Source organism: Nitrosomonas sp. PY1 (assembly GCF_022836435.1).
Lineage (GTDB): Bacteria > Pseudomonadota > Gammaproteobacteria > Burkholderiales > Nitrosomonadaceae > Nitrosomonas.
Genome location: NZ_BQXC01000001.1, coordinates 146,676 through 163,394, shown reverse-complemented (window position 1 = coordinate 163,394; position 16,719 = coordinate 146,676). Strand labels below are relative to the sequence as shown.

At 44.3% G+C, this 16,719-nt stretch carries 15 protein-coding genes; all 15 read right to left on the bottom strand.

The window, feature by feature from the left end; all coding sequences use genetic code 11:
• Window positions 1-48: 48 nt before the first annotated feature.
• From ftsA to mraZ, 15 genes are read right to left on the bottom strand one after another with little or no spacing between them, the layout of a single operon-like run.
• Window positions 49-1,287: a cell division protein FtsA gene (ftsA, locus tag W03_RS00715; protein ID WP_244070433.1), complete on the bottom strand. Its 1,239-nt coding sequence runs from the start codon at window positions 1,285-1,287 to the stop codon at window positions 49-51.
• A 19-nt stretch (window positions 1,288-1,306) separates the two neighbouring features.
• Complete coding sequence (locus W03_RS00710) at window positions 1,307-2,083, bottom strand: cell division protein FtsQ/DivIB (protein ID WP_244070431.1); 777 nt, start codon at window positions 2,081-2,083, stop codon at window positions 1,307-1,309.
• The gene (locus tag W03_RS00705) at window positions 2,073-2,990 is read right to left on the bottom strand and encodes a D-alanine--D-alanine ligase (protein ID WP_244070429.1); all 918 of its coding nucleotides are present in this window, start codon (window positions 2,988-2,990) and stop codon (window positions 2,073-2,075) included. Before W03_RS00705 ends, W03_RS00710 begins: the two co-directional genes overlap by 11 nt.
• Window position 2,991: 1 nt before the next feature.
• Window positions 2,992-3,984, bottom strand: coding sequence for a UDP-N-acetylmuramate dehydrogenase (gene murB, locus W03_RS00700; RefSeq protein WP_244070427.1), 993 nt, complete (start codon window positions 3,982-3,984; stop codon window positions 2,992-2,994).
• Between the two features lie 13 nt (window positions 3,985-3,997).
• On the bottom strand, window positions 3,998-5,425 hold the full coding sequence (gene murC, locus W03_RS00695; RefSeq protein ID WP_244070425.1) for a UDP-N-acetylmuramate--L-alanine ligase: 1,428 nt from the start codon (window positions 5,423-5,425) through the stop codon (window positions 3,998-4,000).
• Window positions 5,422-6,513, bottom strand: a complete 1,092-nt coding sequence (gene murG / locus W03_RS00690; RefSeq protein ID WP_244070423.1) for an undecaprenyldiphospho-muramoylpentapeptide beta-N-acetylglucosaminyltransferase — start codon at window positions 6,511-6,513, stop codon at window positions 5,422-5,424. Before murG ends, murC begins: the two co-directional genes overlap by 4 nt.
• Before the next feature lie 26 nt (window positions 6,514-6,539).
• The gene (gene ftsW, locus W03_RS00685; RefSeq protein ID WP_244070421.1) at window positions 6,540-7,706 is read right to left on the bottom strand and encodes a putative lipid II flippase FtsW; all 1,167 of its coding nucleotides are present in this window, start codon (window positions 7,704-7,706) and stop codon (window positions 6,540-6,542) included.
• Window positions 7,706-9,121, bottom strand: a complete 1,416-nt coding sequence (murD, locus tag W03_RS00680; RefSeq protein ID WP_244070419.1) for a UDP-N-acetylmuramoyl-L-alanine--D-glutamate ligase — start codon at window positions 9,119-9,121, stop codon at window positions 7,706-7,708. Before murD ends, ftsW begins: the two co-directional genes overlap by 1 nt.
• Window positions 9,118-10,203, bottom strand: coding sequence for a phospho-N-acetylmuramoyl-pentapeptide-transferase (mraY, locus tag W03_RS00675; RefSeq protein WP_244070417.1), 1,086 nt, complete (start codon window positions 10,201-10,203; stop codon window positions 9,118-9,120). Before mraY ends, murD begins: the two co-directional genes overlap by 4 nt.
• A gap of 49 nt (window positions 10,204-10,252) precedes the next feature.
• Window positions 10,253-11,644, bottom strand: a complete 1,392-nt coding sequence (gene murF / locus W03_RS00670) for a UDP-N-acetylmuramoyl-tripeptide--D-alanyl-D-alanine ligase (protein ID WP_244070415.1) — start codon at window positions 11,642-11,644, stop codon at window positions 10,253-10,255.
• The gene (locus W03_RS00665; protein ID WP_244070413.1) at window positions 11,641-13,191 is read right to left on the bottom strand and encodes a UDP-N-acetylmuramoyl-L-alanyl-D-glutamate--2,6-diaminopimelate ligase; all 1,551 of its coding nucleotides are present in this window, start codon (window positions 13,189-13,191) and stop codon (window positions 11,641-11,643) included. Before W03_RS00665 ends, murF begins: the two co-directional genes overlap by 4 nt.
• Before the next feature lie 6 nt (window positions 13,192-13,197).
• Window positions 13,198-14,922: a penicillin-binding protein 2 gene (locus tag W03_RS00660; protein ID WP_244070411.1), complete on the bottom strand. Its 1,725-nt coding sequence runs from the start codon at window positions 14,920-14,922 to the stop codon at window positions 13,198-13,200.
• A complete protein-coding gene (gene ftsL, locus W03_RS00655) occupies window positions 14,915-15,217 on the bottom strand; it encodes a cell division protein FtsL (RefSeq protein WP_244070409.1) in 303 nt (100 codons plus the stop codon). The genes W03_RS00660 and ftsL overlap by 8 nt, the downstream gene beginning before the upstream one ends.
• A 12-nt stretch (window positions 15,218-15,229) precedes the next feature.
• Window positions 15,230-16,165 (bottom strand): 16S rRNA (cytosine(1402)-N(4))-methyltransferase RsmH, encoded by a 936-nt coding sequence (gene rsmH / locus W03_RS00650; RefSeq protein WP_244070407.1) that lies wholly within the window; start codon window positions 16,163-16,165, stop codon window positions 15,230-15,232.
• A gap of 11 nt (window positions 16,166-16,176) precedes the next feature.
• Entirely contained in the window at window positions 16,177-16,617 is a 441-nt protein-coding gene (gene mraZ / locus W03_RS00645; RefSeq protein WP_244070405.1) for a division/cell wall cluster transcriptional repressor MraZ, read from the bottom strand.
• Window positions 16,618-16,719: the final 102 nt, after the last annotated feature.

Genomic DNA, 16,719 nt, shown 5'->3' with positions numbered 1-16,719 from the left:
ATTACAAAAAATTTAAATCACCCAAACACCAGCCCTGAAAAAATCCAGTTAAAAATTCTTCTGGAACCAACCTTTCATCCTTGTAAAAATCTGTTTTGCAGAACCTCCTTGTAACCTCGCCCCATGTTGATGTTGCATTTGTTGAATACCAGCCATTATTAAGCCAATCCCTGTTGAGTATCGCGGTGTATGAATAACCTCCTTCAAATTGCCATGATAATTCGGTAACCCTAATCGAACCGGCATATGAAAAATCTCTTCACCCAACTCTACCATGCCGCGTAATGATGCAGATCCGCCAGTGATAACGATTCCAGACGATAGTAACTCTTCGAATCCACTACGGCGTAATTCCGCTTGAATCAAACTGTAGAGTTCTTCTACTCGGGGTTCGATTACTTCGGCTAGCGTCTGGCGCGACAATTGGCGCGAACCACGATTGCCGACATCAGGTACCTCAACCATTTCCCGGGTATCCGCTAAACTTCTTAAAGCGCATCCATAGCGGCATTTGATATCCTCAGCGCTTTTTGTCGGAGTACGAAGCGCCATTGCAATATCATTGGTCACCTGATCACCAGCAATAGGAATCACAGCAGTATGCCGAATAGCACCGTTGGTAAATACAGCGATATCCGTTGTACCGCCACCGATATCCACTAAACACACGCCTAAGTCTTTCTCATCATCCGATAAAACAGCCATGGCAGACGCCAGTGGTTGTAAAATTAAATCACGCACCTCAAGACCACAACGGTGTACGCATTTCATGATGTTTTGCGCTGCGGATACTGCACCAGTCACTATATGGACCTTGACTTCCAGCCGTATGCCGCTCATACCGACAGGTTCACGTACATCCTCTTGTCCGTCGATAATAAATTCTTGATTCAAGATATGTAGGATTTGCTGGTCGGCTGGAATATTAACCGCCTTAGCGGCCTCCATGACACGTTCCACATCTTTTCCTGTCACTTCCTTGTCTTTAATCGGAACCATACCATCTGAATTAAATCCTTTGATGTGGCTACCCGCAATTCCGGTAAATGCCTCATTAATCTTGCAATCAGCCATCAGTTCCGCTTCTTCTAAGGCTCTTTGGATCGCATTGACGGTCGTTTCAATATTAGCGACAACGCCTTTCTTCAATCCTCGTGACGGATGGCTGCCCAAACCGATGACTTCAAACCCGCCTTCTGGCAATACTTCGGCCACAATGGCAACAATCTTGGAAGTACCGATATCTAGACCAACCACCAAATTTCTACTTTCTCTAGCCTTATTCATCTCCCATTATCTCCTGGCCTCAAGTCTCTTTTCGCAAACTGGTTTTTTTGGGCGCCTGTTGCGCTTGTTCCGTCAGACGGATGGCGAAACCATTGGGATAGCGAAGATCAACATACGCCAATGGACCGTCCTGGCTGAGCCGCGCAATGCTATGCTCATAAACCAGCACATAACGCTCCAATCTTTCTTTAATATTCTCGCGCCCCAGTTCCAAAACGGTACCTGTATTGAGCTGTATTCGCCATGCATATCGCGGTGTCAAAGTAACCTCCACGGCATATTGATGTAAGGGTGCCAAAATCTGATTAAATCGATGGAATTGCTTCGTCACTTCTTGTGCGCTTTCTTCGGTTGGCCCCATGAAAGTTGGCAAGCTCTGATCACTGGAAACTCGAAATACTTCTCCAAGTGTATTTACCAGTGCATGTCTGCCCCAACGTGCAAGTGGCTGATGCTCTTCAACAATCACATCCAAGCTATTCGGCCATTTTCGATTGATTTTTGCTTCACGGGCCCACTGTAGTTTTTCAAATTCATCGCGCAGTTCTGTTAAATTCACTGATACAAAATTCCCTCTAATCCCATTACTCAAAAGAGCCTTAATTTGTTCTAGGCTAACATTGTTCAATCGAGCATCACCGGTATTTTCAGAATCAGTTGCATAGATATTAATTTCCTTAATCGGAAAATAAGGCGGCTCGATCAAACGTAGCCCAATAACGTATGCGGTGGCTACCGCTACCGCTACTATTAATATGTTCGAAACCAAATTCAGAAAATGATGATTATCCCACATGTGTTAACTCTAATATTTTTAACACTAATTCTTGAAAAGAAATACCTGCCGCTTTTGCAGCTATCGGTACCAAACTATGGCTGGTCATGCCCGGTGAGGTATTTGCTTCTAAAAAATAAAACTGATTGTGTTGATCGACAATCAAATCAATTCGCCCCCAGCCTGCGCATCCTAAAACTTGATAAGCGCTTAACGCTTCTTTTTGTATCGATTCTTCCAAGCTTTGGGACAAACCGCTGGGGCAATGATAGCGCGTATCATTCGATACATATTTCGCTTGATAATCGTATAAATCACCAGCCACCTCAATTCTTATCAAAGGCAATGCTGTTTCACCGAGAATAGCAGCAGTCAGTTCTTTGCCACTGATAAATTCTTCCGCAATGACCAACGAATCATGCTTAACCGCTAACTGATAAGCGGCAGCCACATCTTGTCTGCTATGTACTTTACTCAATCCAATCGTTGACCCTTCCCGCGCTGGCTTAACAATGAGCGGCAATCCCAGGTTTTCCGCTACAGCCATGAAATCACTGTTCGCGTTCAAAAGCATAAAACGAGGCGACTGGATGCCGGCAGCCTCCCAGATTAACTTGGTACGCCATTTATCCATCGCCAATGCACTGGCCATGACACCGCTACCGGTATAAGGTATTTCCATTAATTCCAGCGCGCCCTGTACAGTGCCATCTTCACCAAAGCGACCATGTAATGCGATAAAAACTCGATCAAAATTCTGCCGTCTCAGTTCATCTAAAGGTTCCTTGGCAGGATCAAAAGGATGCGCATTAACGTTACTTTCACGCAATGCGGCTAAAACAGCTTGCCCACTTTGCAAAGATATCTCGCGCTCGGCGGATCGTCCCCCAAGTAAGACCGCTACTTTGCCAAAGTTATGCATTTTCATTTTAAGTATGTTCTCCAAATTCACCCATAATATGCACTTCACAAACCAACTCTATGCCGGATTTTTTCTTTACTTCTTTTTGTATGAACTGGATTAACGCTTCAATATCAGCCGCACGAGCGTTATCCGTATTGATAATAAAATTGGCATGTTTGATTGATACCATTGCACCGCCGATCGCTTTTCCTTTCAATCCGCACGATTCAATCAGACGAGCGGCATAATCATTTGGTGGATTACGAAATACAGATCCAGCATTCGGTTGATTGAGCGGCTGGCTATTGATTCGTTGTGCCAGCAAGTACTTTATCTTCTGTTGCGACTCGACCGTATTACCTCGTAACAATCTAAAATATCCGCCTACAAACCATTCCGAATCGTATTCTTGCTTATCTTCATGACGTAGTTTCACGCTACGGTAACCGATGTCATAATCACTTGCCTCTCGACAATAGATCCGTCCACTGCGATGTATGATTTGCACACATTCAACCTTCTTCCAGGTTTCTTCGGCAAAACAACCTGCATTCATGGCAAGCGCACCGCCAACAGTACCTGGAATACCTGCAAAGAATTCCATTCCAACCAAACCATTTTTGGCTGCAAAGCGCGCCAGTTTTGCGCAAGTAACCCCTGCGCCGGCATAAATCAATCCATTTGATTCGTTACCGCCCATGATGCGTAAATCATCAAGCTGTCCATATAGAGCTACCACAGTCCCTGAAATTCCACCATCACGCACCAACAAATTGCTACCCAAGCCCACGACATGGACGGACTCATGAGTAGCTAACGTGCGCAGAAAATCTGCCAAATCTTGTAGGTCTGCTGGCTTATAGAATCGACGAGCTTTTCCACCTACCCGCCAGGAAGTATGCTGATTCATTGGCTCATCAAGGCGCAACTCACCACGCAATATTAATTCTTGCAAACTGCCTTTCGCCATATCAACCATTGGCATCGCTACATTCTGACTGTGTAAATCATTAAGCATGAATAACTCATTCTTAATAGTTATGACCATTAACCACCGACAATCTATTTTTTATCCGTGCGAGTGCAGTGGGTACTCTCGCAATCGAACCGGCTCCCATTACTAATACCACATCGTCATCTCGCGCTATATCAACAATAGCCTCAACCAACTTATCCACATCCTCTACGTAAATCGGCTCAACCTTACCTAACACACGAATCGATCGCGTCAATGATTTACTATCTGCTGCCACAATAAATTCCTCGCCCGCGGAATAAACTTCCGTCAGCAATAGCGCGTCCGCTTGCGACAAAACTCTGACAAAATCTTCGAACAAATCCCGCGTGCGGGTATAACGGTGTGGCTGAAACGCTACGACTAGCCTACGTCCCGGGAAAGCGCCTCGAGCAGCTTTCATGGTGGCATCCATTTCTGCAGAATGATGGCCGTAATCGTCAACTAATAAGAAACTTCCTGAGGTCGGTAATTGAATTTCTCCGTATTGCTGGAACCGTCGGCCAACACCACGGAATTCAGCTAATGCCTTAACAATAGCACTATCTGCAACACCGATTTCATTGGCTACTGCGATTGCTGCTAAAGCATTTTGGATATTATGCAAACCAGGAAGATTCAATACGACATCCAAGTTTCGCGCGGTACCATTGACACCGATGATGGCTGTAAACTTCATTTGACCGCTAGAATGCTGAATATTCACAGCGCGCACTTGCGCATCTTCACACAGCCCATAAGTTGTGATTGGCTTGGTAATCGAAGGAATGATCTCACGCACATTGGCATCATCAAGACATAACATCGCCATACCATAAAAGGGCAAATGCTGTATGAACTCAACAAAAGTTTGTTTGAGTTGATTGAAATCATGCCCATAAGTATCCATATGGTCAGCGTCGATATTCGTTACCACGGCAAGTACCGGTTGGAGATAAAGAAACGATGCATCTGACTCGTCCGCTTCTACCACGATGAATTCGCCTTTTCCTAATTTGGCATGGCAACTCGCTGATTCCAATCTCCCACCGATTACAAATGTTGGATCCATCTCGGCTGCAGCCAATATACTGGCAACTAGGCTGGTAGTGGTAGTTTTACCATGAGTCCCAGCAATTGCAATACCGCTACGTAACCGGAGCAATTCTGCGAGCATCAATGCCCGGGGCACAACGGGAATATTTTTATTTTTTGCTTCAATTATTTCCGGATTGTCTGATTTTACCGCAGTCGATGTCACCACTGCATCCGCCCCCTTGATTTGACTACTTTCGTGCCCAATGAATACCGTTGCTTTTAATTCCCGCAGGCGTTGAGTCACTGGACTATCGACAAGATCAGAACCGCTTACACGATAACCCAGATTGAGAAAAACTTCGGCGATACCACTCATCCCGGCGCCACCAATACCGACAAAATGAATATGTTTAACCTTATGTTTCATGCGATCCTCCGGCTTAGTTCGATGCAGATTTCAGAAACGACGCGGGTAGCTTGTGACTTTGCCAAGCTACGGGCTTTTATAGACATATCCAATAATTGTTTTCGCGTTAAATTCATGAGCAATTGCGCTAACGTGTCGGCCGTTAATTCACCTTGTGATAGCAAAATTGCAGCGCCTTGATCAGAAAGAAATTTTGCGTTACTAGTTTGATGATCGTCGACAGCGTGCGGATAAGGCACCAGAATGCTAGCAACGCCAGCGGCACATAACTCAGCGACAGTTAATGCACCAGCGCGGCAAATGATGACATCGCATTGCGCATATTGTTTCGCCATATCATCGATGAAAGGAAATACTTCACCGACCAACCGTAAATCTGTATAGCTTTTCTGCACGGCTTCACAATGACTCATTCCGGTTTGATGGATGGCTATTGGACACAACTCTGCGGGAATTTTCTTTAAGGCTTGTGGTACAACCGTATTAAGAATTTGTGCACCGAGACTGCCACCGACCACCAATAATTTGAGATTCCCCTGACGATTGAGAAATCTGTCTTGTGGTTGTGCTAATTGTGTGATTTCCAAGCGTACGGGATTGCCTGAGTAAACAATTTTATCTTCATTCCCATTAATTGCATGGGGAAATCCCAGTGCAACTTTATCCGCTAATTTTGCCAAAATTTTGTTCGTGAGCCCTGGCAATGAGTTTTGCTCATGAATGACGAGAGGCTTATTCAATAAGGATGCCATCATGCCACCTGGAAAAGCCGGGTAGCCACCCATTCCCAAAACCACGTTAGGTTTTATTTTCAAAATAATTTTTATGCTTTGCATAAAAGCTTTGATTAGGCGTAGAGGTAACATGAACCATGCGGTCAGACTTTTACCGCGTAATCCGGAAAAATTGATCAATTCCATCGTATACCCATGCTGTAACACTAATCTACGTTCCATTCCCGTTGTTGTTCCTAACCATACGATGCGCCAACCCAGTTGCTTTAAATAGTCCGCTACGGCCAATCCTGGAAATACATGCCCACCAGTACCACCCGCCATTATCAGAATCACGCGATCTTGCTCAGTCATTTCAGTCCTGAATCGTTTTCGTACATTTATACGCTCAACCCACGTAATTTTTTCCGATTTTCCCAATCTATGCGTAGCAATACTGCCAAAGCAATACAGTTTACGGTGATACTACTGCCCCCAAAGCTTAGCAGAGGCAATGTCAATCCTTTGGTTGGCAAAACGCCCATATTAACGCCTATATTAATCATCGCCTGCAACCCTATCCAAATAGCTATGCCTTTCGCGACCAATGCGGAAAAAGGTTGCTCGAGTTTTGCCGCCAACCCACCGATGATGAAAGCACGCATAATAAGCCAAATGAATAGGGCAATCACGATAGCAACACCCACAAAACCCAATTCTTCGGCTAAAACTGACAGTAAAAAATCAGTATGCGCTTCGGGAAGGTAAAATAATTTTTCGACACTGCCACCTAAGCCGATACCCAGCCATTCACCTCGTCCAAACGCGATTAACGCATGACTCAACTGATAACCTTTTCCATATGGATCGGACCAGGGATCCAAAAAAGAAACAACACGGACCAAACGATAATCCCAAAACGTAATCAGCACATATAAACCGACTACTAGGATAACAATTAATCCGATAAATATTCTCAGACTGACACCGCCTAAAAACAGAATTGACATTGCTAATGCGGTGATCACAAAAAACGCACCGAAATCAGGTTCCATCAGCAGCAAGAAACCCACAATCGCCAAAATAGCAGTAATAGGTAAAAATCCTCGCAGAAAATGATCCAGGTCAATCGCTTTACGATTAACATAGTCTGCCGCATACAATATCATCGCGAATTTCATGAGTTCAGACGGTTGAAAATTTACAATGTAAAGCTGGATCCATCGTTGACTGCCGTTAACCGTATGGCCAATTCCAGGTATTAGAACTACTATCAGCAGCGTCGCAGCAATTATGAATACATAGCTACTGTATTTTTGCCATATCGATAAAGGTACCTGAAAAGCAATCACACCAAAAAACGCGCCAACCATGAGATAAGCACTATGCCTGATTAAGTAATGACCAGACTTTTCTGGACCAAACTGTGCTTCTGCAATCGCGATTGACGCTGAATAAATCATAACCAAACCAATGCTCAACAATAACAAGACGGACCAAATCAATGCTTGGTCAAAATTGCTATCAACTTTGCGCTTGATGGTCGAGTGCTGTGTTTGATAAATCATTACTGTTTAGTCGTTGATACGTTATTAAACTGACCGGCAATTTCTTTTATTGCGGCTACAAATACTTCTGCTCGATGTATGTAATTCCTAAACATATCGAAACTAGCGCATGCAGGAGAAAGCAGCACCACATCATCTTTTTGGGATAGCAAAAAGCTTTTTTGTACCGCATCTTGTAAAGTTGTAGAAAAATACATTGGTACACCGCTACCTTCCAATGCATTTGCAATGATTTCAGCATCCCGGCCGATTAGGATCACAGCGCGCGCACCGCTCGCGACGGCCGATTTAAGCTGAGAAAAATCTTGTCCTTTACCCTCTCCGCCTGCTATCAAGACAGCATTGCCATTCCTGCCAGTTAATGCAGCGATGGTTGAACCAACGTTGGTGGCTTTCGAATCATCGTAGAACGTAACTCCGTTAATGGTTACAACCTTTTCCATGCGGTGTGGCAGCCCATGAAATTCTCGTAAAGCTGATACCAATGGATCAATGGCTATATCTAATGCGCGACACATGGCTAATGCAGCCAATGCATTAGCTGCATTATGGAGTCCGGCCAAAGGTAATTCAGAGAGTCTCATTAGACGCGCATCGCCTTCGGTTAACCAAGCTTCACCATTCTCTTCATATAACAAACCGAAACTTGTTGTTGTTGGAGATTTATCTACGCCAAAAGAAAATTGCCTGCGATCCACAAACGCCATACTGCTTACCAGAGAATCATTGCGATTCAGTACTTGTATGCCTTGGTTTTGCGTATGTCCAAAAATTCTTGCTTTGGCTGCGGCGTAATCAGTCAAAGTAGCGTAGCGATCTAAATGGTCTTCGCTGATGTTTAAAACAGTCGCGACATCCGGGATTAAATACTGCATGGTTTCCAATTGAAAACTTGACAGTTCCAGAACCCAAGCTTGTGGCCAGTTATGCGTATCGATCCGTTGCATCAAGGTATCCAGCACAGATGGGCTAATGTTGCCAGCTATTGCGGTATTCCAGCCTGCTTTTTTCAACAATGCACCGGTCATTGCAGTAACTGTTGTTTTACCGTTCGATCCGGTAATTGCAAAAACTTTGGGCTGTGGTCTGTTGTCTTGCTGCAATGCCCATGCAAACAAATCCATATCGCCTACTATTCTGACACCACGATGCATTGCTCGCTGCACATAAGGATCTGCCAGAGGAACGCCAGGGCTGATTGCAATCAAGTCGATATCACTAAAAATATCGTCGTTAAAAGAACCTGTATGTACTGCGAGTGCCGGAAAATGGGTGTAAACTGCTTTCAATCCAGGCGGTTCACTGCGCGTATCGGCAGCACGAACTATTGCATTTTGGCGCGATAGCCATTTTACCATCGATAATCCTGTTTCACCGAGCCCTAATACCAGCACTTTTTTCCCTTGTAAGTTCATCGCAGTTTGAGTGTTGATAATCCGATTAATACCAAGATCAGCGTAATGATCCAGAATCTCACCACTACCTGATTTTCTTTCCAGCCTTTTAATTCAAAATGATGATGCAAAGGCGCCATTCGGAACACCCGCTTTCCGAACATTTTGAAAGAAGCGACTTGCAGCATTACCGACAATGCCTCAACAACAAAAACGCCTCCCATGATGACCAACACAATCTCTTGTCGCACAATCACTGTGACAACCCCTAAAGCAGCACCTAATGCAAGCGCGCCGACATCGCCCATAAATACTTCGGCAGGGTACGCATTGAACCACAAGAAAGCCAATCCAGCACCCGCCAAGGCACCACAAAATACGGATAACTCCCCGGTATTCGGGATATATGGGATTCCCAGATATTTGGCAAATACACTGTGCCCCGCCACATAAGCAAATATCGCTAATGCGCTGCTTACCATGACCGTGGGCATAATCGCTAATCCATCCAACCCATCGGTGAGATTTACGGCATTACTGGTACCAACGATGACCAAATAGGACAAAATGAGAAATCCAGTCACACCAAGTGGAATAGCAACTTCTTTGAATAAAGGCACAATCATTTCGGTCTGCGCGGGTATTTCAGCTGTCAAAACCAAATACGAGGCCACCGCGATTGCAATAACAGATTGCCAGAAGAATTTTGTTCTTGCGCGCAATCCTTTCGGGTTGCGGTAAACGACTTTGCGGTAGTCATCAATCCAACCAATAATACCAAACCCCAAAGTTGTTATCAGCACAACCCAGATATAGCGATTCGTCAAATCCGCCCATAACAAGGTAGTTAAAACGATCGCAATGAGTATTAAGGCACCCCCCATAGTTGGGGTCCCGGCTTTAATTAGATGTGTTTGCGGGCCATCGTCACGAACCGATTGGCCGATTTTATAGGCTGTTAGTTTACGGATCATCATGGGGCCTACAACAAACGAAATCATTAAGGCAGTTACCACCGCAAGCATTGCACGCAAAGTGATGTAGCTAAACACATTGAAAGCGCGGATATCTTGTGCAAGCCATTGGGATAGGATTAGCAACATATCGCTCTCCAACAGAACGCGACTCTTAACTCAATAATGCTTAAAATATTCATGCACTTGGAATCTCAAGACGTTGAACAACGCGCTCCATTTGCATAAAACGCGATCCTTTGATTAAGAAAGTGGCATCACTCGCAAGCAAGCTATTTGCGGCATTCAATAGATCATCGATTGAATTAAAATGCTGCGCACCCTTACCAAATTCCTCTGTCGTATAGGCGGATAGATTTCCCAGGGTCAACAATCGATCAAGACCTGCATTACGCGCATCTTGGCCAATTTTTTGATGCAATCTGATAGCAGAATCACCTAACTCACCCATATCCCCCAGCACTAAAATTTTTTTCCCTGATGACGCTGCCAAAACTGCTAGCGCAGCGCTTACTGAATCCGGATTAGCGTTATAGGTATCATCCAAGAGCAGGGTATTATGCAAGCCACGTTTTTTTTGTATGCGGCCTTTAACACCAGTAAAACTTTCTAATCCGGCGGCAATTTGCATTTTATCGACTCGTAGAGCAACTGCTGTAGCAGCTGCAGCCAACGCATTGTAGATATTATGGACGCCGGGAACTTGCAGATGCACAGTAACCTCGCCATCTGGCAATTTTAATTGCATCTGGCTGATCAATGCGTTCATTTGATAAGTTGCATTGATCTGTGCTGGCTGATGTAAACCAAAGTCAATCATAGAGTATGAGCTAGCACAATCGCGCCACAAAGGAGCATAAGCATCATCAGCGTTAATAATAGCTGTGCCTTGATGACGCAATCCCTGAAAAATTTCCGCTTTGGCACGCGCCACGGCTTCAATTGAACCGAGGCCTTCGATATGCGCATTCCCAGCATTCGTGATCAAAGCCACATCAGGCTTTACCAATTGTGTTAGATAGGCAATTTCACCGATATGATTCATACCCATCTCAAACACGGCAAATTGATGATACTGACGCAGCCGAAGCAGCATTAATGGAACACCGATATCATTGTTAAGATTACCTTCGGTAGCTAACACATGATCGTTTGGTTGATCGATCGAATTTTCCTTGATCCAAGTAGCTTTACGTAATATTGCGGCAACCATTTCTTTGGCGGTTGTTTTACCGTTGCTACCGGTTATCCCAATCACCGGCAACTTAAATTGATCGCGCCAGAAAGCCGCTAATTGTCCCAAACTGCAACGCGTATCCTTGACTTTTAGAATGGGAATATTGGAAACAGGTTGATCGAGCGTGACATTTTCATTGATGATTGCAGCAACAGCGCCTTGTTTGATTGCGTTGGAAACAAACTTGCCACCCTCAAAATTTTTCCCGGATAAAGCAATAAACAAATCTCCGCTTTTTGAAGTACGGCTGTCGGTACTGATACCGGTAAAAAAAACATCCCTTTCGAGCCAATCTAGTCGTAATACAGCAGCGGCTTGTTTTATCGTCATCATGACAGCACCTGCGCTTTATTACCGATATCGTGCAGTACCTGACACACTACATCTGCATCACTAAACGGGATTTTCTCCCCTTTTATTTCTTGAAATTTTTCATGACCTTTGCCAGCAACTAAAACAATATCGCCCGCACAAGCGTTGTCAATGGCTTGATAAATCGCGAGCGCTCTATCAACTTCAATTTGGTAATTATTCTTTTGCGTACCGGAGGTGATATCACGAAGAATCGATGGTGGATCTTCGTTGCGTGGATTATCACTCGTAAAGATGACAGTATCTGCCAATCTTGTTGCCACTTCCCCAATCATTGCACGCTTACCTTTATCGCGATTTCCACCACAACCAACCACGCAATGCAGCAGGGCATTATGCGCACCACTGCTTGTATCCTGCTGGCTCGAACGCAACATTTCTTGTAGTGTATACAATACTTTTTCTAATGCATCTGGCGTATGCGCATAATCGATAATGACCGTAACTTGGTTATTACCGGTATATTGTTCCATGCGACCAGGTATGGCGTAGACGTGCTGAAGCGCTTGCACTGCCTTGGATAAAGGAACGCCGCTGGCTAGCAAAGTTGCGGCGACCGCCAACAGATTATAGGCATTAAACTTTCCTAGTACTGGCACTTTTAAGTGTTCATACGAACCCTCATATTCGATATCAAATTCAATACCATGCATATCCGCATGAAGATTCGAACCAAGAACCACGGACTCATTTTTAACCATATTGACGTATTCGGAGCTTTTGAAACCATAACCTATGGTTTGCACCATTTTATGTTTCAGTTGACGTGATAACTCAACACCCAAAACATCATCCAAATTAATGACAGCGTACTTAAGTTCGGGCCAAAAAAACAAGCGCGCTTTAGTATCTGCATAAGCGTCCATGTTCTGATGATAATCCAAGTGATCGCGCGATAAATTTGTCAATACAGCAACTGAAAACGTTGTTCCATTGATTCGTTCTTGCGCGATGCCGTGAGAAGAAACCTCCATGACAACACCATCGGCTCCTTGTTGTAAAAAGCCTGCTAATAAACGTTGTAGTATCAAAGCATCCGGTGTGGTATTTTCTGTTGGAGCAAGCGCATCATAGAAGCCATTTCCTAGTGTTCCAATAATAGCCATCTTTTTATTCAGGTAGAGCATAGCCTGTGCATACCAATGAGAAAATGATGTTTTGCCATTGGTGCCTGTTACACCTACCATCCATAAATGCCGTGATGGATTTTCGTAAACGTGACTGGCGATGAACCCTGCATTGACTTTTAGCTCAGGAACGGGAAGTGAAGGAATATTCCACACTGAATTCCAAGAAAAACCTTGGGGATCCCACAATATAGCATTGGCTCCAGCCGCAATTGCATTGGGGATAAATTTTCGCCGATCAATTTCTTCTCCAGCATAAGCCACAAAGGTATCACCTAGTTTTATCTCACGACTATCCGAAACAAGATTTGTGATAGCGATGCCCAGATTATTCAATCCATTCAGATCAAATAACTTTGCTGTTTTTCTTTTGATAGTCATAGCGGATTATCCCTCCTCATCAATTTCGGGAACCGCGGTGAAAGTCACAACATTGTTTGCCGGCGCATCCGGTGGAATATTTAGGATATGCAAAGCATTTGCCATGACTTTGCTAAAAACGGGTGCCGCTACGGCGCCACCAAAATGTTGACCCGCAGAAGGTTCATCAATCATCACCGCGATAATGAGACGAGGATTGGATGCGGGTGCGTATCCAACAAATGTAGCAATGTAGCGCTTTTTAGCATATTGACCATCAATGAGCTTATGCGCTGTTCCGGTTTTTCCAGCAACACGATAGCCATTTATTTGTGCCAAAGGCGCCGTTCCGCCAGGCTTTGTTGCCATTTCTAGCATACCACTCATGGTTTTTGCTGTACCTGGCGAGATTACTCGATGCCCCATCAAAGGTATGTCTTGTTTCAACAGCGAAATGGGCTTTAGTTCACCACCCGCAGTAAAAATCGTATAAGCACGCGCAAGCTGCATTAGACTAGTGGAAATACCATGACCATAGGACATAGTGGCTTGTTCTATTGGCTTCCAAGTATTGTATGGTCTTAACCGTCCACTGACTTCACCCGGAAATCCTGAGTTCGTCGACATTCCGAATCCTGAACGATTAAACATTTCCCACATAGTTTGGGATTTTAATGACAGCGCTATTTTTGCAGTTCCTACATTGCTCGACTGCTGAATGATCTGAGCCACCGTCAATTCCCCTTTATTACCGACATCACGAATAGTGCGCCCTCCGATCTGCATATTTCCTGGCGCTGTTTGCATTAACGTATTGGCATTGACCCTGCCCACTTCCATTGCGATAGCAACTGTAAACGGCTTTAAAGTGGATCCTGGTTCAAATGTATCGATCAATGCCCGATTCCGAATTTTGTCATTAGAGATGGTAGATCGGTTATTCGGATTGTAGGTCGGTAAATTACTTAGCGCTAGGATTTCGCCTGTTTGCGCATCTAAAACGATGATACTACCCGCCTTGGCTTTGTGCTGTTTTACCGCTTCTTTTAACTCAGCATGAGCGCGATACTGGATTCTTCGGTCAATCGATAAAAAAATATCTTGCCCTTCTTTAGGCATACGAATTCTTTCAACATCTTCAATAATTCGTCCTTTGTTATCTTTAATTACCTTGCGACTCCCCAGCTCGCCGTCAAGCATGCTTTGCCAGCCGCGTTCTACACCTTCTTGTCCCTCGTCGTTAATATCGGTAAAACCCAACACATGCGCGGCAAACTCACCTTCTGGATAGTAACGTTTGGATTCATAACTAATGTAGATACCGGGTATTTTTAAATTGATGATTTCTTCTGCCAAGTCCGGAATCAATTGGCGCTTTAAGTAAACAAAACGGCTATTTTCACGATTTAGCCGCTCGTTAATTTGATCTACGGGCATTGCAAGTAATGCAGATAGTTTTTTTAATTTTTCCGGTACGATTTCTACTAACTGAGGATCGGCATAAATGGAAGCGATGGGAGAACTAATAGCAAGAATCTGTCCATTCCTATCCGTGATCATGCCTCTATTGGCATTCATTTCTACGACGCGACTATAACGAGACTCTCCTTTTTCTTGCAGAAAGTCATTATGCATTCCTTGCAGATAAGCTGCTCGCCCCATTAACGCAGCAAAACCCAATACCAAAACAGACAATACCAACCGTGAGCGCCATGCCGGCAAATCGATTGATTGAATGCATTGTTTAATCACGATTCAGCCTCGAATCCACGCCTGCAGGAGCCGTTTCTATCGTAACGATTTGTATTGCTGACGTAGGTGGAATGATCATATTCAAATGCTCTCGCGCAATGCTCTCAATTCGACCGTGCATAATCAGTGTACTTTGTTCTAGTTGTAACTTTCCCCATTCGATATCCAATTTGCGTTCTATTTGTTTTTCATTTTCAAGTGCCATAAAAAGCTTGCGCGAGGTATGCTGCGCATTAACCACACCTAGCGCTGAAATGATTAATATCACCAAAAAGAATACATTTATTCTGAACAAACTTGATCATTCCTACTGAGCAATTCTTTCTACGACTCGCATGATTGCGCTCCTCGCTCTAGGGTTATTTTTTAATTCATCTGATCCCGGACGTATTTTTCCAATCCGTCTTAATTTTTGCTTCCCCCAATGCTGTAACTCTTCTTGTGTAAGCGGTATTTGCCTAGGTAGCGAGGGCACACCTGTCTCTCGCTGCATAAATTGCTTAACAAGCCTATCTTCTAGCGAATGAAAACTAATGACTACCAACCTTCCGCCAACAGACAATAATTCAATAGATTGCGGTAGCGTTACCGACAATTCCTTAAGCTCCTGATTGATATGAATCCGGATCGCCTGAAAAGTGCGCGTCGCCGGGTGCCGCATAATTTCGCGCTGGCGCTGACGCGAGCGCACAACACCTGCGATAATTTTGGCAAGTTGCCATGTGGTATCAATAGGCTGCCGCGTTCTTGCCACAATAATCGCTCTTGCAATCTGCTGAGCATACCGTTCTTCGCCATATTCTTTAATCACCCATTTCAGTTCATCCTCAGTGGCTGTCGCAATCCATTCCGCTGCAGTCACCCCCCTTGTTACATCCATGCGCATATCTAAAGGTCCAGTGGATTGAAAACTAAACCCACGCGAAGCATCTTCTAATTGCGGCGACGACACCCCTAAATCTAATAACATGCCGTCGATATGCGTAATTTCCATTTGTCGCAATCTCTGTTGCACCTCGGAGAAACTCGCATGGACAATACAAAATCGTTTATCTTGCGTTGCATTTCCCACAGCAATTGCACTGGTATCTTTATCGAAAGCTATTAACCGACCATGTTCGTTGAGCTGCGACAAAATACGTGTGCTATGCCCTCCCCGTCCAAATGTTCCATCAACATAAATGCCAGAGGGCTTTATCGCCAATGCATCAATTGCTTCATCCAGTAATACAGAAACATGCATTTATTCGCGAATCACAACGAAAACCCTTTTAATTCGGGCGGCAAATCTCCATCCATAAAAGTAGTATTGGCAATTTTAAATTTCCACTGCGCATCGTCCCACAACTCAAATTTGGCACCCTGACCGACTAAAGCTACTTCCTTATTTAATCCAGCAAATTGCCGTAGCGGCGCCGGAATTAGGATGCGATTGGTGCCATCCAATACCACCTCACTGGCCATACCTATCAGCAATCGCTGCAGATTCCGAGATCTCTCGTCAAGGCCAAGGTTGTTAAATTTTTGCTCAATAGGTTCCCAAGCAGGCAGTGGATAAATTAATAAACACTTTGAAGGATCGGCAGTAACGATTAACTGCCCTTGACAAGAAGACATGAGCTCGTCACGGTATTTGGAAGGGATAGCCACCCTTCCTTTCGCATCCAAGTTAAGCTGCGCAACGCCACGAAACATAACGCCCCTTTACATTTTAGAAATGACAAGAAATACACAAATCTCCACATTTCTGCACTAATCTCCACTTTAATGAAAAAAATGGATCTAGTCAAGTAATTA